General features: G+C 54.5%; 23 protein-coding genes and 1 pseudogene. 19 read left to right on the top strand and 5 right to left on the bottom strand.

The window, feature by feature from the left end; translation table 11 throughout:
* Positions 1–597: 597 nt before the first annotated feature.
* The 6 genes from ACQ66Q_RS16885 (at position 598) to ACQ66Q_RS16860 (ending at position 5,392) form a co-directional block, all read left to right on the top strand.
* Positions 598–1,776, top strand: coding sequence for an acyltransferase family protein (locus tag ACQ66Q_RS16885; protein ID WP_430457864.1), 1,179 nt, complete (start codon positions 598–600; stop codon positions 1,774–1,776).
* A 191-nt stretch (positions 1,777–1,967) separates the two neighbouring features.
* Entirely contained in the window at positions 1,968–2,663 is a 696-nt protein-coding gene (locus ACQ66Q_RS16880; RefSeq protein ID WP_430458565.1) for a substrate-binding periplasmic protein, read from the top strand.
* Between the two features lie 169 nt (positions 2,664–2,832).
* The gene (locus tag ACQ66Q_RS16875; protein ID WP_430457863.1) at positions 2,833–3,489 is read left to right on the top strand and encodes an energy transducer TonB; all 657 of its coding nucleotides are present in this window, start codon (positions 2,833–2,835) and stop codon (positions 3,487–3,489) included.
* A 47-nt stretch (positions 3,490–3,536) separates the two neighbouring features.
* Positions 3,537–4,274 (top strand): MotA/TolQ/ExbB proton channel family protein, encoded by a 738-nt coding sequence (locus tag ACQ66Q_RS16870; protein ID WP_430457862.1) that lies wholly within the window; start codon positions 3,537–3,539, stop codon positions 4,272–4,274.
* Positions 4,274–4,687: an ExbD/TolR family protein gene (locus ACQ66Q_RS16865; protein ID WP_430457861.1), complete on the top strand. Its 414-nt coding sequence runs from the start codon at positions 4,274–4,276 to the stop codon at positions 4,685–4,687. Before ACQ66Q_RS16870 ends, ACQ66Q_RS16865 begins: the two co-directional genes overlap by 1 nt.
* A gap of 474 nt (positions 4,688–5,161) precedes the next feature.
* A complete protein-coding gene (locus tag ACQ66Q_RS16860) occupies positions 5,162–5,392 on the top strand; it encodes a hypothetical protein (RefSeq protein WP_430457860.1) in 231 nt (76 codons plus the stop codon).
* Between the two features lie 54 nt (positions 5,393–5,446).
* Here the strand turns inward: ACQ66Q_RS16860 and ACQ66Q_RS16855 are convergent, their stop codons facing one another.
* Together ACQ66Q_RS16855 and ACQ66Q_RS16850 are read right to left on the bottom strand one after the other, a co-directional pair.
* Entirely contained in the window at positions 5,447–5,785 is a 339-nt protein-coding gene (locus tag ACQ66Q_RS16855) for a zinc ribbon domain-containing protein YjdM (RefSeq protein ID WP_430457859.1), read from the bottom strand.
* Positions 5,786–6,026: 241 nt separating this feature from the next.
* Positions 6,027–6,632, bottom strand: coding sequence for a methyl-accepting chemotaxis protein (locus ACQ66Q_RS16850; RefSeq protein WP_430458564.1), 606 nt, complete (start codon positions 6,630–6,632; stop codon positions 6,027–6,029).
* 828 nt (positions 6,633–7,460) lie between these two features.
* Here ACQ66Q_RS16850 and ACQ66Q_RS16845 point away from each other — a divergent pair.
* Positions 7,461–8,504 (top strand): 2Fe-2S iron-sulfur cluster-binding protein, encoded by a 1,044-nt coding sequence (locus tag ACQ66Q_RS16845; protein WP_430457858.1) that lies wholly within the window; start codon positions 7,461–7,463, stop codon positions 8,502–8,504.
* A gap of 119 nt (positions 8,505–8,623) precedes the next feature.
* On the top strand, positions 8,624–8,827 hold the full coding sequence (locus ACQ66Q_RS16840) for a hypothetical protein (RefSeq protein ID WP_430457857.1): 204 nt from the start codon (positions 8,624–8,626) through the stop codon (positions 8,825–8,827).
* Positions 8,828–8,858: 31 nt separating this feature from the next.
* On the opposite strand, the gene ACQ66Q_RS16835 is transcribed toward ACQ66Q_RS16840, so the two are convergent.
* A complete protein-coding gene (locus tag ACQ66Q_RS16835) occupies positions 8,859–9,803 on the bottom strand; it encodes a helix-turn-helix domain-containing protein (protein WP_430457856.1) in 945 nt (314 codons plus the stop codon).
* Positions 9,803–10,705 (bottom strand): GGDEF domain-containing protein, encoded by a 903-nt coding sequence (locus ACQ66Q_RS16830; protein WP_430457855.1) that lies wholly within the window; start codon positions 10,703–10,705, stop codon positions 9,803–9,805. The genes ACQ66Q_RS16835 and ACQ66Q_RS16830 overlap by 1 nt, the downstream gene beginning before the upstream one ends.
* A gap of 218 nt (positions 10,706–10,923) precedes the next feature.
* Between ACQ66Q_RS16830 and ACQ66Q_RS16825 the strand changes: the two genes are divergently transcribed.
* The 6 genes from ACQ66Q_RS16825 to ACQ66Q_RS16800 all read left to right on the top strand — a co-directional run bounded on the left by ACQ66Q_RS16825 (position 10,924) and on the right by ACQ66Q_RS16800 (position 18,312).
* The gene (locus ACQ66Q_RS16825; protein WP_430457854.1) at positions 10,924–13,692 is read left to right on the top strand and encodes a TonB-dependent receptor; all 2,769 of its coding nucleotides are present in this window, start codon (positions 10,924–10,926) and stop codon (positions 13,690–13,692) included.
* Positions 13,693–13,708: 16 nt separating this feature from the next.
* A complete protein-coding gene (locus tag ACQ66Q_RS16820; RefSeq protein ID WP_430457853.1) occupies positions 13,709–15,706 on the top strand; it encodes a phytase in 1,998 nt (665 codons plus the stop codon).
* Between the two features lie 303 nt (positions 15,707–16,009).
* A complete protein-coding gene (locus ACQ66Q_RS16815; protein ID WP_430457852.1) occupies positions 16,010–16,150 on the top strand; it encodes a hypothetical protein in 141 nt (46 codons plus the stop codon).
* Positions 16,147–17,211, top strand: coding sequence for a sulfate/molybdate ABC transporter ATP-binding protein (locus ACQ66Q_RS16810; RefSeq protein ID WP_430457851.1), 1,065 nt, complete (start codon positions 16,147–16,149; stop codon positions 17,209–17,211). Before ACQ66Q_RS16815 ends, ACQ66Q_RS16810 begins: the two co-directional genes overlap by 4 nt.
* A 314-nt stretch (positions 17,212–17,525) precedes the next feature.
* Positions 17,526–17,909: a hypothetical protein gene (locus ACQ66Q_RS16805; RefSeq protein ID WP_430457850.1), complete on the top strand. Its 384-nt coding sequence runs from the start codon at positions 17,526–17,528 to the stop codon at positions 17,907–17,909.
* Positions 17,910–18,063: 154 nt separating this feature from the next.
* Complete coding sequence (locus ACQ66Q_RS16800) at positions 18,064–18,312, top strand: DUF3297 family protein (RefSeq protein WP_377239681.1); 249 nt, start codon at positions 18,064–18,066, stop codon at positions 18,310–18,312.
* A 213-nt stretch (positions 18,313–18,525) separates the two neighbouring features.
* On the opposite strand, the gene ACQ66Q_RS16795 is transcribed toward ACQ66Q_RS16800, so the two are convergent.
* The gene (locus tag ACQ66Q_RS16795; protein ID WP_430457849.1) at positions 18,526–19,920 is read right to left on the bottom strand and encodes an FAD/NAD(P)-binding protein; all 1,395 of its coding nucleotides are present in this window, start codon (positions 19,918–19,920) and stop codon (positions 18,526–18,528) included.
* Positions 19,921–20,041: 121 nt separating this feature from the next.
* On the opposite strand from ACQ66Q_RS16795, the gene ACQ66Q_RS16790 reads away from it, so the two are divergent.
* The 5 genes and pseudogenes from ACQ66Q_RS16790 to ACQ66Q_RS16770 all read left to right on the top strand — a co-directional run bounded on the left by ACQ66Q_RS16790 (position 20,042) and on the right by ACQ66Q_RS16770 (position 24,849).
* Positions 20,042–20,881, top strand: a complete 840-nt coding sequence (locus ACQ66Q_RS16790; RefSeq protein WP_430457848.1) for an SDR family oxidoreductase — start codon at positions 20,042–20,044, stop codon at positions 20,879–20,881.
* 356 nt (positions 20,882–21,237) lie between these two features.
* Positions 21,238–22,017, top strand: a pseudogene (locus tag ACQ66Q_RS16785) (PAS domain-containing protein); the annotation flags it as partial.
* A 21-nt stretch (positions 22,018–22,038) separates the two neighbouring features.
* Positions 22,039–22,536 carry a methyl-accepting chemotaxis protein gene (locus ACQ66Q_RS16780; protein WP_430458563.1) on the top strand — a complete coding sequence of 166 codons (498 nt, stop codon included), beginning with the start codon at positions 22,039–22,041 and terminating at the stop codon, positions 22,534–22,536.
* A gap of 72 nt (positions 22,537–22,608) precedes the next feature.
* Positions 22,609–23,493 (top strand): AraC family transcriptional regulator, encoded by an 885-nt coding sequence (locus ACQ66Q_RS16775; protein ID WP_430457847.1) that lies wholly within the window; start codon positions 22,609–22,611, stop codon positions 23,491–23,493.
* A 78-nt stretch (positions 23,494–23,571) separates the two neighbouring features.
* Positions 23,572–24,849, top strand: coding sequence for an acetyl-CoA hydrolase/transferase family protein (locus ACQ66Q_RS16770; protein ID WP_430457846.1), 1,278 nt, complete (start codon positions 23,572–23,574; stop codon positions 24,847–24,849).
* Positions 24,850–24,899: the final 50 nt, after the last annotated feature.

Below are 24,899 nucleotides of genomic sequence, written 5' to 3'. Positions count from 1 at the left end.
AGCTTAAAACCTCAAACCGCTGATTTGCATCGGCTCGCTCCAACGGGGGGATTGGCTTTTTTAGTTGTTTTTGATTTTAACCAAAGAGAATTAAAAGCAAGTACCACTAATTGAGACCGGCTGCCCGTTGGAGCGAACCGGCTGAAAATCGTTGGCCAAGGTTTTAAGAAAACGGGTGTCTGAGCACGGCGACGCTAGCGCCGTGCGAGTTACGTTTTCGCCTTGGACGGCGACTTTTCAGACGGGCTTTAGAGCGGAACCGGGTGGCGCCTTTTCTTTCGGTTCCTTTCTTTTGGCAAGACAAAAGAAAGGAACTCACCGTCAGGTGACATCTTTGCTAAGCGGTCTTGCGGCAACAGGCAAAAATGAAATTTGAATAAAAACCGCCCGTAGGACAAAGACTCAGCATCAGCGAAAACACCCGCCCACAGGGCAGAAAACCAGCAAACAGCAATCTGCTATCCCATGCCGTGCCCCACTCATCCCAGCGCTGGCAGGTCGGGCCGAACATTCTGACGACAATCCCCGGACAGGATGGTAATTTCAATGCAATTGCCTGCTCTCATTCGTGTTTCCGTCACAATTTCCGGGGTTTTAATGAACGTGTTGTCGTCGCGCCACTCTTCTCGCCACAGCGGGCTGGACCTGCTGCGGGCTTGCGCTATTGCGCTGGTGTTTATGTATCACTATATGGTGTTTGTCAGTGGCGAACCGACCTTTGGCTGGCTCAGTCAAATCGGTTGGGTTGGCGTCGATTTGTTTTTTGTTTTATCCGGTTATCTAATCGGTAATCAGCTGTTTAAAGGGTTGGCGCAAGGCAAGCAGCTGTCGTTCCGGCGTTTTTACTGGCGACGCGCCCTGCGGACCTGGCCGGTGTTCTGGCTGGTATTGGCCGCCTTCTTCCTGTTGCCACAGCTGATGGGCGGCAACACACCGCCACCGTTATGGCGCTTTCTGACTTTCACACAAAATTATCAGCTGATGCCCGGCACCGCCTTTTCGCATGCCTGGTCTTTATGTATTGAAGAACAATTCTATTTTTTGCTGCCATTGGTGGTCTGGCTCTGCCTGCGGGTTGGCAGCAAAGTGCAGCATGCCTTCTGGCTGATGGGCGCGTTGATTGTGGCGGCCACTTGTTATCGTTATCAGATGTGGCAGTTGTATGGGAATGAAGCCGATGGCCAGACCCGCTATTTTAATGCATTTATTTATTATTCCAGCTTCGCCCGGATGGACGAATTGCTGCCTGGACTCGCCGTGGCCTTGTTTAAAAATGCCTATCCGGCACGCTGGGCAGCCTTGGCGCAACATCAGACCAAGCTGCAGCTGCTGGCATTTGGCGCCGTGGCAGTGATGTGCTATCTGCTGCTGAACTATGGCTATATCAGAGGCGAAGGTTATGGCTTTTTTGCCACTGTGTTCGGCTATTCCTTACTGGCGATGGCGTTTGCTTTATTACTGATGAGTGCGCTGCAGCCGGGCAGTTTGCTGGCGCGCTACCAGATCCCCGGCGCCGCAACTTTAGCGTTATGGTCCTATTCACTGTATCTGGTGCATAAACCGATTGGCTTTATCATTAAACAGCAGGCGCCGCAGTATGGTTGGTCAGACAGCACAGTGCTGCTGCTGAATATTGCCGTATCGCTCGGTGTCAGCGCGCTGTTATATAAACTGCTGGAAGCACCGGCGATGGCGTTACGGGACCGCGTTTATCCGGATATCTTTCGTCCTGCGACGCAGCCTGAACACGCGGCGCCTGCCAAAGTACCTGGTTAATTCGACGCTACATACTTTTCCTCGGGCTGGCGCAAAAGTTTGCGCCAGTGCCCCCTGCTACTGCGCTATGCTGTTAACAATCGCCATTACCTGACAGCGCAATAGTGAAATTTCCTTCATTTCTTTGGTTACTCTTGGCGCTGCTTGGCAACGCTGCCGGTAGCAAAAATGCAGAGGCCGCGCCTGTTACGATGCGCTGGTGTCTGGATCATTTTCCGCGCTTACACGAATTTGATGCAAAAGGCAGGACCGCGACTGGCCCTTCTGTTCAAATGATGCAAGCAATCGCAGACAGAGCCGGCTTCAGCTTAGAGCTCTCGCGTCAGACACCCATCGCCCGTTGCCTGAAAGATCTCGCTGCAGGCGACACCGACATCATGGTCAATTTGCTCTATAGCGAGGAGCGTGCCAGACAGTTTATCCTGATCAGGTTCGCCTCGCGGCTGCCGGACCAGCTGTACAGACCCGTCACTGCTGCAAAACCTGTGTTACTGCTGTCGCAAATCAGCAGCATGAGCATCGTGATCGTCAGGGGTTTCCGCTTACATCCCAAACTACAGAAAATTGCTGACGCGCTGCCAGCCAACCAAATTCAATACGTGGATTCGGCATTAAACGCATTGAAATTGGTCGCGATGGGCAGGACTGAAGCGGCTTTGCTGTCACCCAATATTGTGAAAACTGTCTTGGACCAACATCCAGATATCGCCAGTCAATTGCAAAGTACGCAATTCCCACATGACGACCTGCAACCGGAAGATATTTTTATCGGTTTGTCTCGCCATCTGAAACATTCTGATGCGGAACAAAAGATCAAGACAGCGCTGGCTCAAATGAAACAAGACGGTTCTTTACAGCGCATTTTGGGCAATACAGTGCTGTATTAACCCATTCACTGCACCTGCCCCGACTCTTCAGCTGCATCATAGTCTGAGCAACAGGCCACTACTGCCAAACGCGCCATTCGCGGGATCCTCGCTTAAAGCAAAAAGCTGCTGACAAAACCTTTACACTGATGCATAATGCGAATCATTCTCATATGCCTTAAGTTTTATCATGTCGCGCGGATCTGCCGGAGTCTTTTTGTTGTTGTTGTCGCTGCATCTCGGCGCTATTGCCGCGCTGGTGCAGGCGGATGCAGCCATTACAGAACCGACAATCGACATGGAACCACCCAAGCTACAGGGCATGTTGATCGCACCTGAGCCCAAAGTGGCGCCGCCGCCACCTAAAGCTGAGCCGGAATCGGTGAAACCACAGCCGAAGCCCAGCACGAAACAACCGCCGCTGAAGCAGACTACGCCCAAGCAAAAGACACCGCCGCCGGTCGCCAAAGCAGCAGCGGCAGCACCGGCCCCAACGCTGACCAAGCCTGTCACGCGACAAGCACAGGCCAGCAGCAGCGCAAAAACCACCGAGCCGAGCACACAGCTGCCCAGCGCCGATGCCGCAGGCCTGAATAACAAAGCACCGGTCTACCCGATGTTGTCGCGCAAACGCAAAGAACAGGGCACGGTCTGGATGTTATTACTGGTCAGTAAAGACGGCTTGGTCACCCAACTGAAGCTGAAAAAAACCAGTGGTTTTGACCGGCTGGATCACGCCGCGCTGCAGGCGGTGAAAAAATGGAAATTCCAGCCGGCACGCAAAGAAGGCCAGCCAATTGATTATTGGTACGAGCTGCCGCTGAAATTTTCATTGCAGCAGGGTTAACCGCGGATTTTTGGTGCTACGCGCCGCATTATTTAAAGGAGTACATCATGCAAGACAATCCTTATGGCATCGCGCTGTTATGGCAACAAGGCGATATGGTCAGCAAAACCGTGGCGTTTTTATTGCTGCTGATGTCGGTCGCCAGCTGGACTGTGATTGCCCGGCGCAGCTATGCGTTGTGGCAACTGCGCCGTTTGCAGCAAGCCGGCCGCGAATTTTGGCATGCGCAAAGTTTTCAGGCGGGCCTGAGTTTATTACAACAAGCCCGGCCGGTGGATGGCCCTGCGAATCCGTTTTTTTATCTGGCAGATCAGGGCCAGCAGGCGTTAGCGCATCACAGCACGCACCGAGATGACCTACATGGTCATCTGCCACTCTCCGACTGGCTGACGGCGAATTTAAAAGGCGCGATTGATGAAAGTTCTGAGCAGCTGCAACGCGGTCTGGCGATCCTGGCATCAGTCGGCTCGGTTGCGCCATTTGTCGGTCTGTTCGGCACGGTTTGGGGTATTTATCATGCACTGGTGAGCCTCGGCGCCAGCGGTCAGGCTAGCATCGACAAAATTGCTGGTCCGGTCGGTGAAGCGCTGATCATGACGGCTTTTGGCCTCGCAGTGGCGATCCCGGCCACGTTGGCCTTCAACGCCTTTAGCCGCAGCAACAAGGGCATTGTGTCGCAGTTAAACCGCTTTGCTTTTCAGCTGCATGCGTATTTCATTACCGGCGCCGCGCCAAAAGCGACGGTGTCGCATACGCACACCAACCCGATGAACGGAGCCGCCTGATGTCTTTTCATAATGATTTTGATGAGGATAGCGGCGTGATCAGCGAAATCAATATGACGCCGCTGGTCGACGTGATGCTGGTGCTACTGATTATTTTTATGATCACAGTGCCGGTGCTAACCCACTCTATTCCGCTGGAACTGCCGCAGGTCAGCCATCAGCCCAGTCAGACCAAACCGGACACTGTCACGCTGGCCGTCACCGCCGACGGTGCTGTGTATTGGAACCGCGACAAACTGAGCCGCGCCGAACTGACGCAACGACTACAGCAGGCCGCGCTGCAAACACCGCAGCCCACCTTTCAGCTCAAAGGTGACCGCGCGGTCGCCTATGAACACGTCGTATCGACACTGGCGGCCGTGCAGCAAGCCGGTATTACTCAGCTGGGGTTTCTGACGGAACCGGGGGCTTGAGTTCCGGGTATTTTTTATCGATTTCGCCCAGTAACTCCTGCGCAATCTGCACAGTGACTTCGCTGAACCTTTGCAGTTGTTCCGGGTACATCGCAATAGATTCATATCACGGCGCCATACTGCGGTATAGCGCTAAATCAATATCATTTAGCCGGCCCGAAGCCAGCATCATATTGACGCCTTCAAGATGCCAATAGTCGCTGAAAATCACGCCGAAAATACACCAACAAACACCATTAACAATTCGGGCAGCAGCTGGTTTAGTTTCAGCCGGACTCACAGATTAGCGTGTTGTGTCTGTTGCGATTTAGCATCCACCTGTTAACTCCACCATGGCAAACCGCCAACAGCCTATCGCAGCATAACGAAGACGTCACCTGCTTATAAATTTGCTTACAGAATTATGCTGTGGACAAGAAAGTTTTGAGATAGAGTCAGTTCAAAGGCCAAATCGTTGAAAGTAAGGAGCCGGCTATGGCAGAACAAGGGTCAGGCGGTAATGTAATCGCCGCATTATGCAGTGTGTTTATTCCGGGGCTGGGCCAGCTGGTGCAAGGCCGTTTGCTGCCAGCCATTCTGTTTTTTGTCGTTTGTATGGCTGGTTATGCCATGTGGTGGCTGGTTTTTATTCCGGCGGTCATCGCAGGACTGGTACATCTGTGGTCGATTTTAGATGCAGCGACTTTTAAAAACCGCGCTTACTGACGTGGCAACAGCATAAAAAATGGCGCCCTTGGCGCCATTTTTATTAGGGTCCATTCAGACCTTTTTGACGAATTCCGATTTTAACTTCATCGCACCAAAACCATCAATTTTGCAATCGATGTCGTGATCACCATCAACCAGCCGGATGTTTTTCACTTTAGTGCCAATTTTCACCACAAGCGAAGAGCCTTTGACTTTTAAGTCTTTGATCACTGTGACGGTATCACCATCCTGTAACACAGTGCCGGCTGAATCGCGGATCTCTCGGCTACTTTCGGCTGCAGCTTCAGCGCCCGGTTGCCATTCATGGCCACACTCAGGGCAGACCAGCTGCGCGCCGTCTTCATAGGCAAAAGGGGACTGACATTGTGGACATGGTGGTAACTGGCTCATCGGGGCTCCGTTGTGGACTGGCTAAATAGCCTTAAAAAATGGAGGGCTATTATAGCGGCGAGCGCAAAAATTGCAGCAGAAACTGCAAGCCTTCAAAGCCGTAGGTATAAAACCCCCCGCCCACAACACGCATCACCGCACATGTTATGCCAAGTGCCCCGCTGCGCCGCTGCTGGAAAAACCTGTTCTCCGAATCTGTTGCGGCGAAGCTTTCCGGGAGATCGTGCCGTGTCGCCGCCGGCTAGATCGCAGCACGGTTCCTGGCCATGTCACGCAACCATTGTTGTTGATCCAGCTGACTCAGACTATCCGCCCGATTGAGGCTTTGTTGCAGTTTGTCGATATCAGCGCTGACATGCGCCAGGATCTGACTTATACGGTCCTGGAATTGCAGCGACGTCAACACAGCACTGATTTCTTGTTGCACATGCAGGCTACTGCTTTCCAGCTGGCCAGATGATGCGAGGATAGCGCTGGCGACTTGTTTAAAATCACTAAGGACTTGTTGGATTGAGACTTCCGAATGCTGTAACCGCTGCTCGTCCTGCTCGGTAAATTGTGCGGTGCGCGCCAGCGTACGCTTCAGCATTTCATTGACGTCATCAATGCGTTTGGTGATGCGGGCACCGGTTTCGCCGGAGCGGGATGACAAAGTGCGCACTTCGTCAGCAACCACGGCAAAACCGCGGCCTTGCTCACCGGCCCGGGCCGCTTCAATGGCGGCATTCAGCGCCAATAAATTGGTTTGTGAAGCTATGCCGGCGACTTCAGCGCCCATCGTTTTCAGCTCATCAGTGATAGCAGCCAATGCATTGATTTCATTCAGCAATTCGTCGCGATTACTCATGGCTTCACGCAGCAAACTGACAATAGCTGTCAGATTGTGATCACTTTGCTTTACCACATCCGCGAGGCCAGTTTGCCCGCCAGTGGCGGAGCGGGATGATTGAATGGATTGCTGCAGCTGATCATGAATGCCATGAAACTGGCTGATCAGCGCGTTGACTGCAGTTTCCAACTGTTGTGACGCCATCTGTTGCTGGTCACGCCAAACCGGCAAGACGGCTTGTAAAAACTGCTGCTGTTGCCCGAGTTTATCCTGTTGTTGTTCCTGCAGTTCACGTTTGGTGTCCTGCTGTGCTACCGATTGTTGCTGTGCCTGCGCTACTGCCCCGCGTAACTGCGACCAGGCCCAAAATGCAGCGGCCAGCCCAACGCCAGCGACAACCAGACGGACGGCAAACGCCGCTGGATTGATCAGTAAAAACGCCGTCAATGCCAACAGTGCTGCAGCCAGCACAATTGACGGGAGAACGGGCTGATTATCAGATTGTGCCATCATAATTTTCCTGTGCTAACCGTTTGTACCACCGAGATTTTCTGCAATAAGTACAAACCAAATGCCAACTAACTCTATGAACAGAATCAACATTCGCTCCAGTGGAACGAGTTCTAAGTATTAGCAGTAATTGCATCATTGCTGAGAAAAAATTTTGGTCGTACTGAAGTTGCAGCACCGAAATATGCAAGAACGCGGTTTACTGTGTCCACTTTATCACCCCATCAAACAAATGATAATCATTCTCATCAATGCCGGAGTGGTGATATACTGTTGCCCCTGAATAAACTGCTTGCTGCCACTTGTGAGCGCCAGCAAGACCTGATGGTTACTCTGATGATTACGACTCTCGCGCTGGTCCTGATACTGTTTTTACCCACATTGCGCTTGCTGCAGGCAGGTTTTGACTGGTGGCAGCAGCGTCGGACGTACCTGCGCCACCAGCCGTCTTTGCAGCTGCGGATCAGCCGGCTGCACCGTCAGCGCCAATACTTGCATCTGACGCTGGTCAGTGCTAACGGGCGTGCACTGCCTGAGGCGCGGGCCGGTCAGCATATTCAGTTATTTGGCACTGATGCGACTGGCCAACCAGTCAGCCGCGCTTATTCGCTGGCGCAGGATTGCCGGCATAGTCATTTTTACCGGCTGGTGATTAAAGCGGAACCAGGTGGCAGGCTCAGTTCACAGCTGTTTCGTCAGCTCAAAATTGGTGATGTGCTGCACAGCAGCCGGCCCAAAGGCCATTTTGTGTTGCGGGGCTGGCGCAGACCACTGGTGTTGATTGCCGGCGGCGTTGGTATCACCCCGATGATTGCGATGGTCTATCAGGCACTGCGCAGTCGCCGACCTGTCACGTTGGTGTATCAGGCGCGCACAGCGGCGGACTTGTTATTTCATCGTGTATTGAACCGACTGCCGGGCTTGCATTATGTGCCGGTTTTATCACAGCCTCCGGTCGACTGGCTGGGCGGACAAGGTCGCATCAATGCCGCCCAGCTATTAGCGCTTGGGGGCCGGCAGGCGGATTATTATTGCTGCGCCAATGCGGCGATGACAGCGCAGCTGCGCCATGAACTGGCGCCATCCGGTGTGTCACTGCAGTCTGAACTCTTTAGTGCCGCGGTCAGTAAACAGAGCTTTTTGCTGCAATATGGCGAGATCCGCACCGATTCGGCCGGTTTTCGTTCCGTGCTGGACGCGTTAAATCAAGCCGGTGCCTGCATTCCGTCCGATTGCCGCGGTGGCTCCTGCGGCTTATGCAAAAAGCGCCTGCTTAAAGGTGAAGTGATCCAAATGCTGGATCCGGCGGTGCCGCTGGCCGCCGGCGAAGTACTAACTTGCTGTGTACAGGCCAAAAGCGCACTGCTGCTGGGCGACTGATCAGGCCGCTCATCCTGTGCAGCCCGTATTTGGTCGATTTGTAAAATAAATGTCATCTGCCTGTATTGTTCAGCCGGCATGATGCGGCCTGCAATGGTTTAACTATGCAGGAACCGATTATGACTTCAGATTTTGTCCGCAATATTCATCTGCAAACCGGTCAGCGTATGCTGGCCAAAGGCGCCAGTATGGAAGAGTTGGCCAGTCATTTTGACCGGGTAGGTTTTAGCGATCGTGAGATCGCGACCCTGTTGGCCGAGTTTGGTGATTTATCGGCCAAGCTGCCTGATCAGGAATTTGGTCACCGTCAATCCCAACGCTAACCGGTGTTTTGGGCTAATAGTGCCTGGTGATTCAGCCAGGCCTGAACGCGCTGGGTAATAAACCTGTCCAGCGTTTCACCGCCCGGCGAAAGTTGTGCTCATCTGAATAACCCAACCGCGCTGCCAGCTGCCGATTCGACAGCTCTGGTTGCGACAACCAGAACAGCGCCAGCTGATTGCGTAACAGATCCTGCCATTGACTAAAACTGCAATGTTGTTCCGCCAACAAACGTTTCAGCGCTGCCGGATGCAGTTGCAAAATAGCCGCAGCTTCATCCGGGCTCAACCAATCCGGTAAACGCCGCAGCTGCTGCCGACTCAGCCATTCCAGTAAACCGGGCTGACGCGGTAATAACTTCGCCTGCTGACAACAAATCTGCCGCCAGTGCCGGCATTCCGCCCGTTGCTCTTGCTCCAAGCGCTGCGCCAACTGCGCCGAAGTCAGCTGTAACAATAACGGCGCTACGCTTTGAGTTGCATTCCCACAACGCACCTGGCGGGCAGCGCAAAGCGCCAGCACAAACTGCTGACATACCGCCAGCGCCAGTTCCTGCACAGCGCCCATGCCAACCGCCGGCAATAACGTCAGCCGCAGCGTCGCGCCCTGCCATTGCAACACCGGCAGGCATAATGGCCACAACTGCTGACGATAAAACCACAGATAACGCAGCGCTTTGCCAAGGGTTGGTGCCGAGAGGATCAGCCGACAGACCGGGATCTGCGGGTTCAGCAATATCGCCTGTGCGATCACCGCCGGCAGTTCCGGACTCGGTACTTTATTCAGGTTACAGAGCAGGCGTTGCAGCGCGCCGGCATGGATCCGAAATTGCGGTTTTTGCAGGTCGGCTTCAAACAAAGTCGTACCGGCAAGCAGCTGATGCAGAGAAGCACCACGGCGCTGTGCGGCCTGCAGCAGTTCAGGCACGCCATGCGCGACCAAAAGCTGTTTATCCTGATATCCGCCCGGCCGACGCATCAGTACCACACCCTGGAGTACGCGGCATGTCGCGACGCAGGCTGCGTTTTTGCCTGCAACAAGCATTGCTCCAGCTGTTGCAAAGCCGCCGCTGCGCTTTGATCCTGTACCGACTGGACCACCGTCTGCAGCACCAAAGGTTCAGTGCAGATATGCTGCAGTTGACTTTGTAAATGCTGCGCCAGCAGTTCAGCGCTGCTTGGTGGTGTGTCTGGCAGCAGCACAACAAAACAATCACCGCTATAGCGGCAAATCACATCCTGCGGCCGCAGCTGGCCGGCAAACCAAATCGCCAGACGCTGCAGTAACTCGTCCCCGGCTGACACACCAAAATGGCGGTTGTAGGCGGCGAAGCCCTGAATATCCAGTAATAGCAGCGATAAGGTCTGACCCGGCCGGCGCAGCTTGATTTCCCGGTTCAGCACCGCATGCAAATACACCGGGCCATAGAGCTGAGTCAGCGGGTCAATCAGCTGATGGTCACGCAGAAAACCTTCGCGGCCTTGTAACTGACGGCTAATCACTTGTTGTTCCCGATGCCAGCCAAACAAGCCGATGGTTAATAACACCATGCCGACCGGTGCCGGGAAAGATTCCAGCCAGCTCAGCAATCGCTGCTCTGGCGGGTAATCCAGCACTTCGTCCGCCAAATCTAAAGTGGCGGAAAACAGCAGTAAAAAACTGCCAAAAAACAGATAGTTGGTAATACGCCCGACTGGCCGGCTACTGATGATCAGGCTCAACCAGGCGCCACAGACTGCCAGCGTCACGGCTTCGCCCAGACTATCGACGCTGTCGCGTAACGCCCAGTCTTTCAGTTCGCCCTGATGAAATGCCAGCACCAGCACCGCCAGCAATAAGAGCAGGCAGACACTGAGTTTTTGCCGGTGATATCGCCACATCCGCTTTGCCCTCTGCGCTAATTCGCAATATCTAAACCTCTTATTTTCGGCAGCCCCTGTGACAGTGCCGTGACAGTCGGATGACAAATGCTGCCCCAGCTTGTGCTGCAAAGACCCGGGTCCGCCCGGCACACAGAATCGATTTTTTGTCCGCGTAGCTGTCACACAGCCTTCGCACAATAAAGACCGGACTTTCTTCTTCAGCACTGGAAACTGTTATGACTTCTGCACCTTTATTCCATCCGCACCGGCTCAGCCGGGCTATCTGGCTTGGCCTTTGTTTAACTGCTGCTGCGACCACGACTGCGGCATACGCCGATGCCGCACTGAGTGGCCGCATCACCGACAACCAGCAGCGGCTGTTGCCCGGCGCTGAAGTGGTGATCCGCGAACTGAATTTAAGCCGCACCACCGCCGCCGATGGCCGGTTTGTGTTTCCGAAACTGCCGGCAGGCAGCTACACGCTGCAGGTGCGTTATGTCGGCGCGGCGCTGGCCGAGCAAGCCGTGATCATCGCAGCCGACCCACTGCAACTCGGTGATATCAAATTACGCGCGGTCGATAACAGCCTCGAACACGTGGAAGTCACCGGCCAGTCCGGCGCCGTCAGTAAAGCCTTGAGCCGCCAGCGCAATGCGGCCGGCATCGTCACCGTGGCGAGCACCGACGAAATGGGCCAGTTCCCGGACAGCAACGCCAGTGAAGCCTTGCAACGCCTGGCTGGTGTGTCGGTCGAGCGCGACCAGGGCGAAGGCCGTTTTGTCCGCGTGCGCGGTCTGGCACCGGATTACAACGCCGTGACCTACAACGGGACTTCGCTGGCAGCTCCGGAAGCGGGCCGCCGTGCGGTTGCGCTTGATGTGATCCCATCCGATTTATTGGAATCGGTCGAAGTCAGCAAAACACTGACGCCGGATATGCCGGCCGGCTCTTTAGGCGGCACTATTGAAATCAAGAGCTTATCTGCGTTTGACCGCAGCCATGATTTCTATAGCTTCACGGCAGAAGCCGGCCATAACAGCCTGGTTGATGCACAAAGCCCAAAACTGTCCGGCGTCGTGACCCGGTTATTTGATGTCGGTGATAACAGCGACAGTCTGGGTATCGCCTTCGCCGGTAGCCTGGCCAAACGTAAATTTGGTTCCGACAACAGCGAAACCGGTGGCAAATGGGATTTCCCGGACGGCCTCGAAGAGTTTGAACTACGCGATTATCAAATCAGCCGCGAACGCTTAGGTCTGGCGCTGAACGCCGACTACAGACCCGACAGTCTGACTGAATATTATGTCCGCACGCTGTATAGCCGCTTTACCGACGATGAGAGCCGGCAGGCGTTGATCACCGAGCTCGACAAAGCGCAGCTGGCCGGCGTAACCGGCAAAGGCAAATTGGTGCGGGAGCTGAAGCAACGCGAAGAGCAGCAAAGCATCAGCGCGCTGGTACTCGGCACCAAACAGCAGCAAGGCGCTTATGAATGGCAACTCGAAGCCGGCAGCAGCCAGGCTGACGAAGACACGCCTTTTAGTATTTCCGGTGCAGCCTTTACACAGAAGTTCAAAGCGGGCCTTGGCTTCCAGGGCAGCGATATGCTGCAACTGATCGCACCGGATGCGGCTTATCTGGCCGACGGTTACAGCATTGACGAAGTCGAGATGGGCGACACCTACACCAAAGAGCAGGAGCACAATGTGCGGGCCGATCTCAGCCGCGAATTTATTGCTGCCGACGGTGTCTGGCAGCTGAAAACCGGTGTGAAAATCAGTCAGCGCGAAAAAACGGCTCGTGAAACGGTGTGGGCCTTTGAAGATTTCGCCGATGCCGGCGTCAAAGCATTGAGCCTGAGCCAATACAGCAACAGCATGGTCGACTTTGCGCCTGCTCGTTTTGGTCCTGCCATCAATGCGAGCAGTATTTATAGCCTGGTCAATAGCTTAGACAGAGATGATTATATCGATGACGTCGAATCGGCCATCAATAACTTCAAAGCCGACGAGCAGTTAAGCGCCGGCTATCTGATGGCGCAATGGGAAGGCGACCTGTGGCATTTAGTGGCGGGTGCGCGTTATGAGCATGAACAACGCGACAGCAGCGGCATCCGTTATGACGGCGAACAGGACACGTTCACTGCGACCAACGCCGATACCAGCCATGGCGACTGGTTGCCGGCGCTGATCAGCCGCTATCAGCTCAATGACAATTCGCAGATCCGCGCCTCTTACAGCCGCTCCTTGGTCCGGCCGAATTTTGCCCAGCTTGCGCCGGCGTATCTGCTGGAAGAAGACGATGGTGAACTGGAAGCGAGTTTTGGCAATCCGGATCTCAAATCGCTGACCTCAGACAACCTCGACCTGGGTATCGAACACTATGCTGACGGCCTTGGCGTGTTATCGGCCATGGTGTTTTACAAAGATATTCAGCACTTTATTTACCAGGCCGACCTGGCTGGCAGCGCAGGCTATGAAAACTTTGCCGTGGCAGAAACCTATCGCAACGGCGACAAAGCCCGTTTAAGCGGCCTTGAACTAAATGCGGTGCATCAGCTTTCTGGCTTTGGTAACTGGCTGGATCAGCTGTTGCTGTCGGCCAACCTGACGTTGACCCGCTCGGATGCCAGCCTGGGTTATCTCGATGACGGCAAATGGCAACAACGCGACATCACGTTGCCAAGTCAGTCAGACCGCACCGCCAATATTGCGATTGGCTATGAAACCGAGGCACTTAGCCTGCGCCTGGCGGCCAACTATAAATCGGCTTATTTAGCTGAAGTCGGCGCACTGGATGACGCGGCCTATGACGTCTTTGCCGACGACCATCTGCAGCTGGATTTTTCCAGTAAATATCAGTGGTCAGACTCAGTGCAACTGTACTTCAACATCGTCAACCTGAATGACGAGCCTTATTACGCCTATACCGGACAGCGTTATGCCAATTTCCAATACGAACAATACGGCCGCAGCTTCGCGCTTGGTCTGCAAATCAGCCATTAAGATGGGAGCACATCGAATGAATTATCCTGTCTTCACAAACAAGGCCCGCTTTGTTTGCTCGTTACTGAGCAGCGCTGTGCTGCTCGGTCTGGCTGGTTGTCAGCAACAACTACAAACGGCGCCAACGGATGCCAGCAAGCACGGCGCTGATACGCCGCTCGCTGTGCAGCCACTGCGGCTGACCGGCACTTACAGCGCCACAGCCACTGTCGCGGATCAGGCTCTGCAGCTACGCACTGACGCCACAGCACTGCAAGTGCTGGACGCTGACGGCAAAGTGCTGGCGAGCGCTGCCGGCCGCTTTGAACGGCTGACTTTGTTACAGCAGCAAGCCGATCAACTGCTCATCACTGCCGTTGATAAAGAAACGCAACAGTTATGGCTGTGGCAGTATCAGGCAGGAGTGCTCACGCCTCGGTTCAACTACACCCTGACCAGCCGGGTCGCCGAAGACCTGTGTTTTTATCAAAGCAAACAAAATCAGCAGCTTAGCTTATTTGTTATTGGCGACCGCGGCGGTGCCGACCAGTTGTTGCTGCAACAGCAGGACCAGTGGTTGCCACAACCAGTGCCGATGCGCGTGCTGAACCTGCCGTATGACGCCAAATCTTGTGCGGTCGATAGCAGCAAAGGTGTGTTGTATGTCAGTGAGCCACAGGGCTTATGGCGCTTTAACGCCGAAGCAGAATCGGATGAAGCTGGCACGCTGATGCAGGCCCGCCAGCCGTTTGGTGCAATCCAAAGCGAGATCAGCGTGCTGCAGCTGTTACCAGACGGCCAGTTGCTGGCGCTGGAAGCTGAACCAGCGCGGCTGCTGCGTTTTACCCCAGCTTCCGACGATAGTTTCAGTGCGACGGCATCCCCACTGTCGACTGAGCTTGCTCTGCAAAGTATGTCACTGCAGCACAACAATCAGCAGATTGCCCTGCAGTTCGCTGTCGAGCCGGCGCATTTACTCGATGTGCAGCCGCTGCAGAGCGCGACGCTGCCCATCCAGTTGCAGCCGCAACAAACCGCAACGGCTGTCGTGTTTCCGCAGCTACAAGCCACGCTGGAAACCGCGTCAACCGCCACGCGCGGTGATGTGATTGACGACCCGGCGTTTTGGCATCACGCCACCACCCCGGCGAGCAGCCGTATTCTGGCCACCGATAAACGCTCAGGTCTCGAGGTGTATAACCTGCAAGGGGAACGGGTGCAGCAGCTGCCAGTCGGCCGGCTGAACAATGTCGACGTGCGCTATGGCCTGCATTGGCAGGGCAAACCACACGATATCGCCGTGGCCAGCCTGCGCAACAATAACAGCCTGCAGTTGTTTGCGATTGATGCCAGCGGCAAGTTACACGACGCCGGACAAGTCCCGACCGCGCTGCCGGATATTTATGGCATGTGTCTGTATCAACCGGCGGCGGACCAGCTTTATGCCTTCGTTAATGATAAAAGTGGCCGCATCGATCAGTTCCGCCTGAGTTCAGACGGCACCCAATGGCAAGGGAAGCTGGTGCGCACGCTCACAGTACCATCGCAGCCGGAAGGGTGTGTGGCGGATGATCAAAACCACCAGCTGTATGTCGGGGAAGAAGATGTCGGCGTCTGGACCTTTGCCGCCGATGCAGCAGCTCCTGTGGCCGGACAGCTGGTGATCACCGCCAACGATGAACAAGGCCCGCTGGTCGCGGACGTTGAAGGCATGGCGTTATTGCCGGCCGGCACTTTTACAACACAAAACAAACCCTTGTTACTGATCTCCAGCCAGGGCAATGACAGTTATGTGTTGTATGAAGCGACGGCGCCTTATGCATTTCTGCAGCGTTTTCGCGTCGGCACTAATCCGCAGCTTGGCATCGACGGCAGCTCAGAAACCGACGGCTTGGATCTGACCGTGAAAAGTCTGGGACCGGCGTTTCCATTCGGCGCCATCGCGATCCAGGATGGCCGCAACCGGATGCCGGAAGCGGGTCAGAACCTGAAACTGGTGCCATTGCAGCAATTGGAAGCGGTGTTGAAGCGGTAATCGTTACACAATTGTTGTACGGCGACTATCGTACGGCGGCGCTGCGCTTGCCGATACCTACGAACTTATCGGGGTCGTAGGTACGCGCAAGCGCAAGCGCCGCCGTACATGTTCTCACCAAACAAAGACCGCCGTACGTCACACGCCGTCCATCACACGCGCTCCATGTTCTCCTTACCAAATCCCTTCATATAACTTTTCAGTTATATCCTGCTCCGAAAAAGTATTTAAAGTTATTAATGCGCTCTGTTTTAATGCAGGCTCTTAGATATTAGGCATATAGATGTCTAAACGGAGATTTGCATGCAACAGACTCAACTGACCTGGTGGCAACGCTACAGCTTATGGCTGCAACAGGCGTTAATCCGCGCAGAATTGGGCCCCTGGCAGGCAAATGCCGCAGCAGACCGCCACGACACCACCACCTCACCGGGGCAGCTATGAGTATTGAAGTCCAGCAATTGCGAAAAAATTTCGGCGATTTTAAAGCCGTTGATGATGTCAGTCTGTCGATTAAAAGCGGTGAACTGACTGCATTGCTCGGCCCATCCGGCTCCGGCAAAACCACGTTATTGCGCCTGATCGCCGGTCTGGAACAGGCCGATAGTGGCCGTATTTTGTTTAATGATGAAGATATCAGCGACCGCCATGTCAGTGAACGTGGCGTCGGTTTTGTGTTCCAGCATTACGCCTTGTTTAAACACATGACAGTGGCGGAAAACGTCGGTTTTGGTCTCAGCGTCAAGCCAAAGAAATTCCGCCCTTCCAATACAGAAATTAAGCAGAAAGTGCATAAACTGCTGGAGCTGGTGCAACTGGACTGGACCGCAGATCGCTATCCATCTCAGTTATCCGGTGGTCAGCGTCAGCGCATCGCGCTGGCCCGCGCCTTAGCAGTGGAGCCCAAAGTCCTGCTGCTAGACGAGCCGTTTGGCGCGCTGGATGCCAAGGTACGTGCGGAACTGCGCCGCTGGCTGCGCCGGCTGCATGACGAAATTCATGTCACCTCGGTATTTGTTACACACGATCAGGAAGAAGCGCTGGAAGTGGCCGATCGGATTGTCGTGATGAACAAAGGCCGCGTTGAGCAGGACGGCACGCCGGAGCAGGTCTACGACCATCCGGCCAATCCATTTGTTTACGAATTCTTAGGCACGGTGAACCTGTTCCACGCCCGGGTACGTGACGGCGACCAGCTGGTGCAACCAAGCAGCGCAGACTTACCAGCCGCCGCCGAACAGCTGGAGCAACCAGGCCTCGCCTACGTGCGCCCACATGAAATCGACGTGCTGCATGCCAAAGAAGACGACGCCATCGCCGCCCGCCTCGACCTCATCACAGTCGTAGGCCCGACGGTACGGCTCGAACTGCAATCGCAACACGCCGACCAAATCATCCACGTCGAACTGGATAAAACCCGCTTTAAACAGCTGGGGTTATCCGTCGGCCAGCACACCTGGTTAAAACCCCGCTACAGCCGGGTGTTTTTAGGCGAAGGGATTTGATCTCTGTTTAGCGCGAATTGCGGAAATTCGTAAACTTGTAGGGGCGACCCTTGCGGTCGCCCGCAATCCGCTGAATTCGGGTAGGCGCAAGGCCTACCCCTACGGTTCATCAAATATCCGCTTTTGGCACAAACCAACTGAACAACATGAATCCCGCATCAGGCATGATGCATAAATAAATCTAATCCTTCTGTCACAATTCTTCTCGTGCTTCCGCCATAGCCCTGTCACGCATGACCATTAATCTGACGCCCGTTGCTGAACGAGCACCAACACCAATCCCTGTTGTGCCTAAATCTCAGAAGGAAAATCGGATGAAACTGCTGACTCACACTCCAACACTGCTGGCCGGCCTGTTTGCCCTGGGTCTGATGAATATCGGCGCTGCAAATGCTGCAGAACAACAACATAGCTACAGCAATAGCGGTTACTGCCAGCTGGCTGCCAAAGGCACCTCACAATATCAGCGCAATGTACTGGCCGCTTATGCCGGCAAACTGGGCTACGTTCCAAGCCAACGTGAATGCCGCAGCCTGCAACAACAACGCGCTGTGACGACACCAGTGTTTGAACTGGGTAGCGCCATTAAACAATTTGAACAGGGTTCAGTGCGCAAGTTGCCAAACGCTACGGTAGAGAAGCTGAAAATGCTGGATTCTAGCCGCCAGCAACAATGGTTTAATCAGGTTGCGGGTTAAGCCGGCCACCGCTGAATCAAGATAATCCCGGGCTTTTTTTGCACAAAGCCCGGGATTTTCAAAAAATGCCTCCCGACATTTCTGCCGTTAACACTTGAGCCATCCCATCGCAATTGCCTACAATAGCGCTCTTTTTTTTGCACAGAATCTCAGCATGAACGACACCACCGCTCGCCCGGAATTACCAGACCGCCTGTCAGTCCAACCACGCAGCCCGCATTACAATGCAGCCGTGTTTGAACATGACATTGGCATCCGCCTGAATGGCAAAGAACGTTTTGACGTTGAAGAATACTGCATCAGCGAAGGCTGGGTAAAAGTGCCAGCCGGCAAAGCCGTGGACCGTCGTGGCCAACCGCTATTGATGACGATGAAAGGCACTGTCGAAGCTTATTACCGCTAAGACACGGCCACATCTGTAAAAAAACCGCCCGGCCTTTAATAGCCTGAGGCGGTTTTTTATTCGCCCCGTCCATGGCGCTCACCTTTCAGGCCAACGCTATGCGTTGTTAAAAATTGCTCCAGGCAATTTTTTATTCGCCCCGTCCATGGCGCTCACCTTTCAGGCCAACGCTATGCGTTGTTAAAAATTGCTCCAGGCAATTTTTTTATTGCGTCAGTGTGCCAAAATTCCCGCAGCGATCTGCTGGGCTTGCTGGCGAATTTCATGCAGTGCAGTACTTTCCCACAACTCGCCACGCAATAACGAACCGATGGCATAAACTGTCGGCTTTACAGCGCCAGCCGCATTCTTAACCCGCAAACTGGCCACATCCGCCGCCAAGCCTAAGCCCAACGGCCCTGCCGCTAAAGCACCTGTTGCGATAGCCTGTTGCAGCAGATGGCCCGGCAAATTGCGGTAATCCTGCTCTGGCCCGGTGCAATTCAGCACTAAATCTGCTTTGTAATCAAATTCATGCACCGGCATATCACGATGCACCCGGCTATTGATCTGCAGTATAAGCTGCTCGCCTGCCGGGCAGACACTCAACACTTTGCCGGCATGTACTTCCAGTAAGCCATGTAAACGCTGTTGCTGCAGCTGGTCATGTAAATGCAGTGGCACCCGATGGCGCGCCACGCCCCATAAATGCCGCAGCCGGCGCATAAACAGCGTTTTTTCTGCGCCACTGAACTGCTGCCAGTAGCGCTGCGTGTGCGGTCTTAATGCATCAATCAGCGGTTCTGCCGACACGCCTAAGCGCCGTACCTGATGACGCGCCCGGTTAAACAAGCGCAGTAACTGCCGCAGGCTGGCCTGCTGCGGCAACGCCTGGCTGAACTGGTTCAGCTGCAGACCCGGATGGCGGTGCGGTAACATGCCATAACCATGCGGAGAAACTGACAGCACCGGTGTTTTGAGGCCAGCAGCGCGCAGCGATAACAACGTATCGACCATCGTCAGACCATTGCCGAGGATCACGACTTGGCTGTCCGGTTTGAGTTTTTTCAGCCAGGCGTCAGACCAGGGATTGTGGACATAAGCCGGATGGTCGCAAAGCGCAGCAAAACCGGTCGGATGGCGCGGTAATTCATTGCCACAGGCCAGCACCAGTTGGTGATAGCTTTGCCACTGCCCTGCACTTTGCAGTCGCGGCGCGGTCCGGTCCGCTAAATCAAGCGCCGTCACTGTGACAGGGCGAAGGCTGACCTGCAGACCTTTTTGTGCGGCCAGCGCCATCGCTTCTTGCCAACGCTGTGCGACATAGTCGCCAAACACAGCCCGGGGTAAATAGGCCTGTGCCAATAGCGCGCGCTCATCACCGGCAAACTGAGGTTGCTGCTGCAACCATTGCAGAAAGTCTTCCGGCAGCGCCGGGTCCAGACTCATCTTGCCGGCGGCGACATTCAACAAATGCGCCACTTGCCTTGGCTGATATGCCAGCCCGCGGCCAAACTGGCCGGATTGGTCAAAGATCACCAAAGACAAAGGCTTAACAGCCTGTTTAATCAGCTGCATCGCTACTGCAGCGCCAGCCAACCCACCACCTACAATCGCAATCTTCTGCATCGCTGTGCTGTACCACCTGATTAATTACCGCCGCTGTGATAACTGGCCACAGCCCTTCCTGTCAATGAAAAAAGCAGTTAAGGTGACGCTGAAGTTCATGTTTTGTCTGCCGGAGTCTCTGATGTCGCAAGCCCCCTCGCCTTTGATTGCCCTGGTTACCGGTTGCTCCGGCGGCATCGGTCTGGCTGTGGCACGGGAGCTGAAAAGCCGTGGTTATCAGGTGTTCGCCACAGCCCGGCAAGCGGGTGACTTGGCGCGATTACAGGCGGAAGGTTTTGCAGTGTTTGGCCTAGATGTCAACGACCAGCTGCAAATTGATGCCATGATCCAGCAGCTCAAGGCCCAGCAAGGCCGGCTCGATTTATTGGTCAACAATGCCGGCTACGGCGCTATTGGCCCGGTGCTGGATATCAGCCCGGAGCGCTTAGCGCTGCAGTTTCAAACCAATGTGTTTTCGGTGGTGGCGATGACCAAAGCTGCTTTGCCGCTGCTGCAGCAAAGCCACGGCACTGTGCTGAATATCGGCAGTGTCAGTGCCAGTCTGGTCACGCCTTTTGCCGGCGTCTATTGCGCATCGAAAGCCGCCTTGCATGCCATTAGTGAAGCGCTGCGGATGGAACTGGAGCCATTGGGTGTGCAGGTGCTATTAGCCGTGACCGGCGCTGTCGATACCGGTTTTGCCGACCGCGCCAGTCAGTTGGCTGAACAGGTGTTGTCCGAAGATTCCAGCTGGTGGCCCTATCGCGATGGCGTGCGGCGCCGCGCCCGTGCCTCGCAGGATTTCCCGACCCCCGCCACTGAGTATGCGCGCGAACTGGTACAGGCACTGCAAATACCACAACGTCAGTTACACATCCGGGTTGGCCGCGGCAGTTGGTTGTTACCGCTGCTCAAAGCGGTGTTACCGAGCAACCTGCTACACCGGATCCTGAAACGCAAATTCGGTTTGTCGGTGCACTGAATCGGGTAAAACAACAGGAACAATTCTTTTTGGCGAGTCGCCAATTCAACACTATCTTTATGAGTCAGCACTTTCGATGCATGACCCTGCGATCGGTCGCAAACAATCGCTAATTGGCGAAAGCACGATAGGCATTAGCAGGACAACATTAGACAAATCAATACATTACCCAATGCTACAGCCTCAGAGAGCGCCCTCCGGCGCCTCCAGAAACCGCTGCATTTATTGCTGTTCCTGTTTTTTTGCAGTGACAAGATGGAGTCAAAAAAATTTGAGATCCAAACAGCAAGTACAACGTAGGAACTATACGCACGCTGTAATGCTTCAAAAAGCGGCCCCCCGCTGGAGGGAATATTATGTTTTTTTCTAGACACAAAACGTCCGAATCACAACCTGCCTTATTTAACGCTAATCTGGCAAATCTTGAAAACGAACTGAACGCGATCCGCAGCAATACAGCATTTATCAGCTTTAGCCCGGACGGCGATATTCTTGACGCCAATAAAATATTCCTTGAAGCAACGGGCTATCAATATACCGAAGTGGTGGGCCGTCATCATCGGATGTTTTGTGACGCTGCATATACCCAAAGCGCTGCCTATCAGCAGTTCTGGCGCGATTTGGCTGCCGGCATAGCACAAAACGGTACTTTCAAGCGGCATCGTAAAGATGGCACTGTGCTGTACCTGCAAGCGAGCTATTTCCCGGTGCAGGATGACCACGGGAAAGTCAGCAAGATTTTTAAAATCGCCTGCGATGTCACAGCGGATCAATTGGCTCTGCGTGAAAAAAATGCCGTGCTCGAAGCGTTAGATCGGTCGCTTGCTGTCATTGAATTCAGTCCTGACGGCCAGATCCTGACTGCGAACCAAAACTTTCTCGACACCGTCGGGTACCGGCTGGAAAGCATTGTTCACCAGCATCACAAGATGTTTTGCTTTGACGATTTCTACCGGAAAAATCCGGATTTCTGGAGCAAGCTGAGTAAAGGGGAAGTATTTTCAGGGCGTTTTGAGCGCAAACACGCACGCTGCCATAGCATTTGGCTGGAAGCGACCTACAACCCTATTAAAGATGAATCAGGCAAGGTTTATAAGATCATAAAATTCGCGTCGGATATCAGCTCCAGAGTCAATGCCGCCAGAGAAGCAGTTGAAATGGCGAGTGCCACATCAGAACAAACGTCTCAGATCACCAGCAACGCAGTGCAAAATCTGCAAGATGCCGTAGCGACATCAGTCCAAATTGCCAAGCAGGTGCAACAAGCAACTATCAATGGCAATGAACTGAGCCTGCAGGCAAAAAGTATCAGTGAAATCGTCACGACCATCCGCTCCATAGCCGAACAAACAAATTTACTGGCGTTAAATGCTGCCATTGAAGCCGCCCGCGCCGGTGATTCTGGCCGTGGCTTTGCCGTAGTCGCCGATGAAGTACGCAAATTGGCCGGCCGTACCGCCGAAGCCACAGCAGAAATAGCCCGGGTGGTTCATACCAATGCTGAACTGATCAAAACCATCGACAATCAACTGAATGCGGTCAGTAGCATCGCAGAGCAAGGACAACATAATATTCAGGATGTTGCCACAGGCCTCGCCGACGTAGGCCAGGGCGTGGCGAACTTTGTGGCTGTGGTGGAACGGTTGAAACCCTGACCGCAAGAACGGTCAGGCAGCACCGGTATGACTTTGATACAGTAAGGCCACTTCTGTTTAAGGAACTTACTGATGTCTGAACCCTTTTTAGCGCTGCTGCCGCAGCTGTTGGCCCTGATTGAAGCTGCCGATGAACCGCTGACGCTGACCGAGCTCAGTGCGCGGAGCGGTTATTCTGCCTGGCATTTACACCGTCAGTTCCGGTTTTATTGCGGCATGCCCTTACAGAGTTATCAGCGCTTACTGAAGTTGCAGCGCGCTGCGACAGCGCTGGCCTACCGGCAAACCCCGGTGACTGAATTAGCACTGGAAGCCGGTTATCAGCATGCAGAAAGCTTCAGCCGCGCCTTTGCCCGTTGGTTAGGTCAGGCGCCGGCGCAGTTCCGCCAGCAACCGGATTGGTTGTATTGGGCTGAACAAACTGAACAGCTCAACCAAATCGCAGCTTCAGACGCACCGACACTTTCTGCTGCGGCCATCGCAGCGGTGCGGGCTGAAACACGCAGCGGTACTCTGTTACTACAATGGCTACATCAGGGCCACCCGGCCAGTATTGGCAACAGTATCCGGCGTTTTATCGAGTTTCGCCGCACGCACAAATTGCACCCGAGCCGTTTCGCTACTTTTAACCTGCTCTATGACGACCCGCAGGATACCGCTCCGGACCAATACCGGTTTGGTCTGGCGCTGCAACTGAACACAGTGCAGCCGGAATTATTGCAATCACCCGAGCTGAGCTATGTCGAGCTACCAGCCGGTCTGTATGCCCGTTTTGACCACACAGGACCGGATGCGCAGCTCGAACCTATCATCCGGGCTTTGTATACCGAACTGTTGCCGGCAAAAGGCTGGGTTCCTGCCGATGTTCCATTGTTACTGGAGCGGGTCAGTTTTTTCCCCGACGTGCCGGCGCATCAGGCACAAACCCGGATTTGGCTGGCCTTGCAAACTAACTGAGCCGGTTCTTGATCAAGGTCAGAGTTCCGTCGTTGTGGACCCGCTACACTATGGGCTCTTTAAGCCACGGAACCGACCATGAAACATCCCAATGCTGCATCCGCTCTGAACCTGATTGGCAACAATGAATTTATCTGGAGCCACTCGATGGCTGCCACCCCTTACAGCATGCTGGACGCTTTAGCCCAGGTGGCGCGTGATAAACAGAACCTGACATTGCTGAGCCTGCATACCGAAAAAAGCGGTGCGTTGTGCGCACCTGAACTGGCCGGGCATTTACGCCAACGGGTGTTTTTTGTTGGTGGCCCGACCCGCCCTGCCGTGAATTGTGGTCTTGCCGATTATGTGCCGTGTTTTTTATCAGAAATTCCGAAGTTATTCAGAAGCAAAGAGCAACGCGTCGATACGGCGATTGTGCAGGTGTCGCCGCCGGATAAACACGGTCTGTGCAGCCTCGGCGTGTCGGTCGAAGCTACCCGCGCTGCGATGCAAAACGCCCGTCGCGTCATTGCCCAAATCAATCCGCGCATGCCACGCACCCACGGCGATTCTTTTGTCCACCTGCAGGATTTTGCGGCTTATGTCGAACTGGAATCGCAGATCCCACTGCATCTGCCGGCGGAACAGGATCCGGTGACACAACAAATCGGCGCCAATGTGGCGAGCCTTATTCGTGACGGCGACTGCCTGCAAATGGGGATTGGTGCTATTCCGGATGCGGCGCTGGCTTGCCTTGGCGACCGGCAGAACCTTGGCGTTCACACCGAAATGTTCTCCGATGGCGTGCTGCCGCTATTGGCCAAAGGCGTCATCAACAATCGCAATAAGAAAAAACATCCGGGCAAAGTGGTGACCACTTTTGCCATGGGCAGCCAGGCGCTGTACGACTTTGTCGACGACAACCCGGAAGTGGTGTTTTTGGATGTGGCTTACACCAACGACACCGCCGTGATCCGGCAAAACCCGCAGGTGGTGTCGATCAACAGTGCGCTGCAGGTCGATTTATCCGGCCAGATCTGTGCCGATTCACTGGGTACTAAGATTTACTCCGGTGTCGGTGGTCAGATGGATTTTGTCCGCGGCGCCGGTTTATCTGAAGGCGGCCGCGCCATCATTGCGCTGCCAAGCACCGCCGCCGGTGGCACTGTGTCACGAATCAGTTCTTTGCTAAGCCCGGGCGCCGGCGTCGTCACCACCCGCGCTCATGCGCACTATATTGTCACCGAATATGGCGTCGCCAACTTACGCGCCCGCAGCCTGACCGAGCGCGCCAAGGCGCTGATCGACATCGCTGCGCCACAATTTCGTGAACAGCTGGCGCGGCAGGCATTTGAGGATTGGGGTTTAAGAGTGTAGAAATCACTGTGTGGATCGGCCTACGGCCGTCGTGACTCCCTTGTTTTCAT

It is taken from the genome of Rheinheimera sp. (assembly GCF_965283995.1).
GTDB lineage: Bacteria > Pseudomonadota > Gammaproteobacteria > Enterobacterales > Alteromonadaceae > Pararheinheimera.
The sequence above is the reverse complement of the archived record's forward strand: the minus strand, read 5'-3'. Positions and strand labels throughout refer to the sequence as shown.

Excerpts from the sequence above, each read along its gene's own strand:
- ACQ66Q_RS16885 (WP_430457864.1), top strand. The coding sequence starts at position 598 with ATGAACGTGTTGTCGTCGCGCCACTCTTCTCGCCACAGCGGGCTGGAC.
- ACQ66Q_RS16880 (WP_430458565.1), top strand. The coding sequence starts at position 1,968 with ATGCGCTGGTGTCTGGATCATTTTCCGCGCTTACACGAATTTGATGCA.
- ACQ66Q_RS16875 (WP_430457863.1), top strand. The coding sequence starts at position 2,833 with ATGTCGCGCGGATCTGCCGGAGTCTTTTTGTTGTTGTTGTCGCTGCAT.
- ACQ66Q_RS16870 (WP_430457862.1), top strand. The coding sequence starts at position 3,537 with ATGCAAGACAATCCTTATGGCATCGCGCTGTTATGGCAACAAGGCGAT.
- ACQ66Q_RS16865 (WP_430457861.1), top strand. The coding sequence starts at position 4,274 with ATGTCTTTTCATAATGATTTTGATGAGGATAGCGGCGTGATCAGCGAA.
- ACQ66Q_RS16860 (WP_430457860.1), top strand. The coding sequence starts at position 5,162 with ATGGCAGAACAAGGGTCAGGCGGTAATGTAATCGCCGCATTATGCAGT.
- ACQ66Q_RS16855 (WP_430457859.1), bottom strand. The coding sequence starts at position 5,785 with ATGAGCCAGTTACCACCATGTCCACAATGTCAGTCCCCTTTTGCCTAT.
- ACQ66Q_RS16850 (WP_430458564.1), bottom strand. The coding sequence starts at position 6,632 with ATGAGTAATCGCGACGAATTGCTGAATGAAATCAATGCATTGGCTGCT.
- ACQ66Q_RS16845 (WP_430457858.1), top strand. The coding sequence starts at position 7,461 with ATGATTACGACTCTCGCGCTGGTCCTGATACTGTTTTTACCCACATTG.
- ACQ66Q_RS16840 (WP_430457857.1), top strand. The coding sequence starts at position 8,624 with ATGACTTCAGATTTTGTCCGCAATATTCATCTGCAAACCGGTCAGCGT.
- ACQ66Q_RS16835 (WP_430457856.1), bottom strand. The coding sequence starts at position 9,803 with ATGCGTCGGCCGGGCGGATATCAGGATAAACAGCTTTTGGTCGCGCAT.
- ACQ66Q_RS16830 (WP_430457855.1), bottom strand. The coding sequence starts at position 10,705 with ATGTGGCGATATCACCGGCAAAAACTCAGTGTCTGCCTGCTCTTATTG.
- ACQ66Q_RS16825 (WP_430457854.1), top strand. The coding sequence starts at position 10,924 with ATGACTTCTGCACCTTTATTCCATCCGCACCGGCTCAGCCGGGCTATC.
- ACQ66Q_RS16820 (WP_430457853.1), top strand. The coding sequence starts at position 13,709 with ATGAATTATCCTGTCTTCACAAACAAGGCCCGCTTTGTTTGCTCGTTA.
- ACQ66Q_RS16815 (WP_430457852.1), top strand. The coding sequence starts at position 16,010 with ATGCAACAGACTCAACTGACCTGGTGGCAACGCTACAGCTTATGGCTG.
- ACQ66Q_RS16810 (WP_430457851.1), top strand. The coding sequence starts at position 16,147 with ATGAGTATTGAAGTCCAGCAATTGCGAAAAAATTTCGGCGATTTTAAA.
- ACQ66Q_RS16805 (WP_430457850.1), top strand. The coding sequence starts at position 17,526 with ATGAAACTGCTGACTCACACTCCAACACTGCTGGCCGGCCTGTTTGCC.
- ACQ66Q_RS16800 (WP_377239681.1), top strand. The coding sequence starts at position 18,064 with ATGAACGACACCACCGCTCGCCCGGAATTACCAGACCGCCTGTCAGTC.
- ACQ66Q_RS16795 (WP_430457849.1), bottom strand. The coding sequence starts at position 19,920 with ATGCAGAAGATTGCGATTGTAGGTGGTGGGTTGGCTGGCGCTGCAGTA.
- ACQ66Q_RS16790 (WP_430457848.1), top strand. The coding sequence starts at position 20,042 with ATGTCGCAAGCCCCCTCGCCTTTGATTGCCCTGGTTACCGGTTGCTCC.
- ACQ66Q_RS16780 (WP_430458563.1), top strand. The coding sequence starts at position 22,039 with ATGGCGAGTGCCACATCAGAACAAACGTCTCAGATCACCAGCAACGCA.
- ACQ66Q_RS16775 (WP_430457847.1), top strand. The coding sequence starts at position 22,609 with ATGTCTGAACCCTTTTTAGCGCTGCTGCCGCAGCTGTTGGCCCTGATT.
- ACQ66Q_RS16770 (WP_430457846.1), top strand. The coding sequence starts at position 23,572 with ATGAAACATCCCAATGCTGCATCCGCTCTGAACCTGATTGGCAACAAT.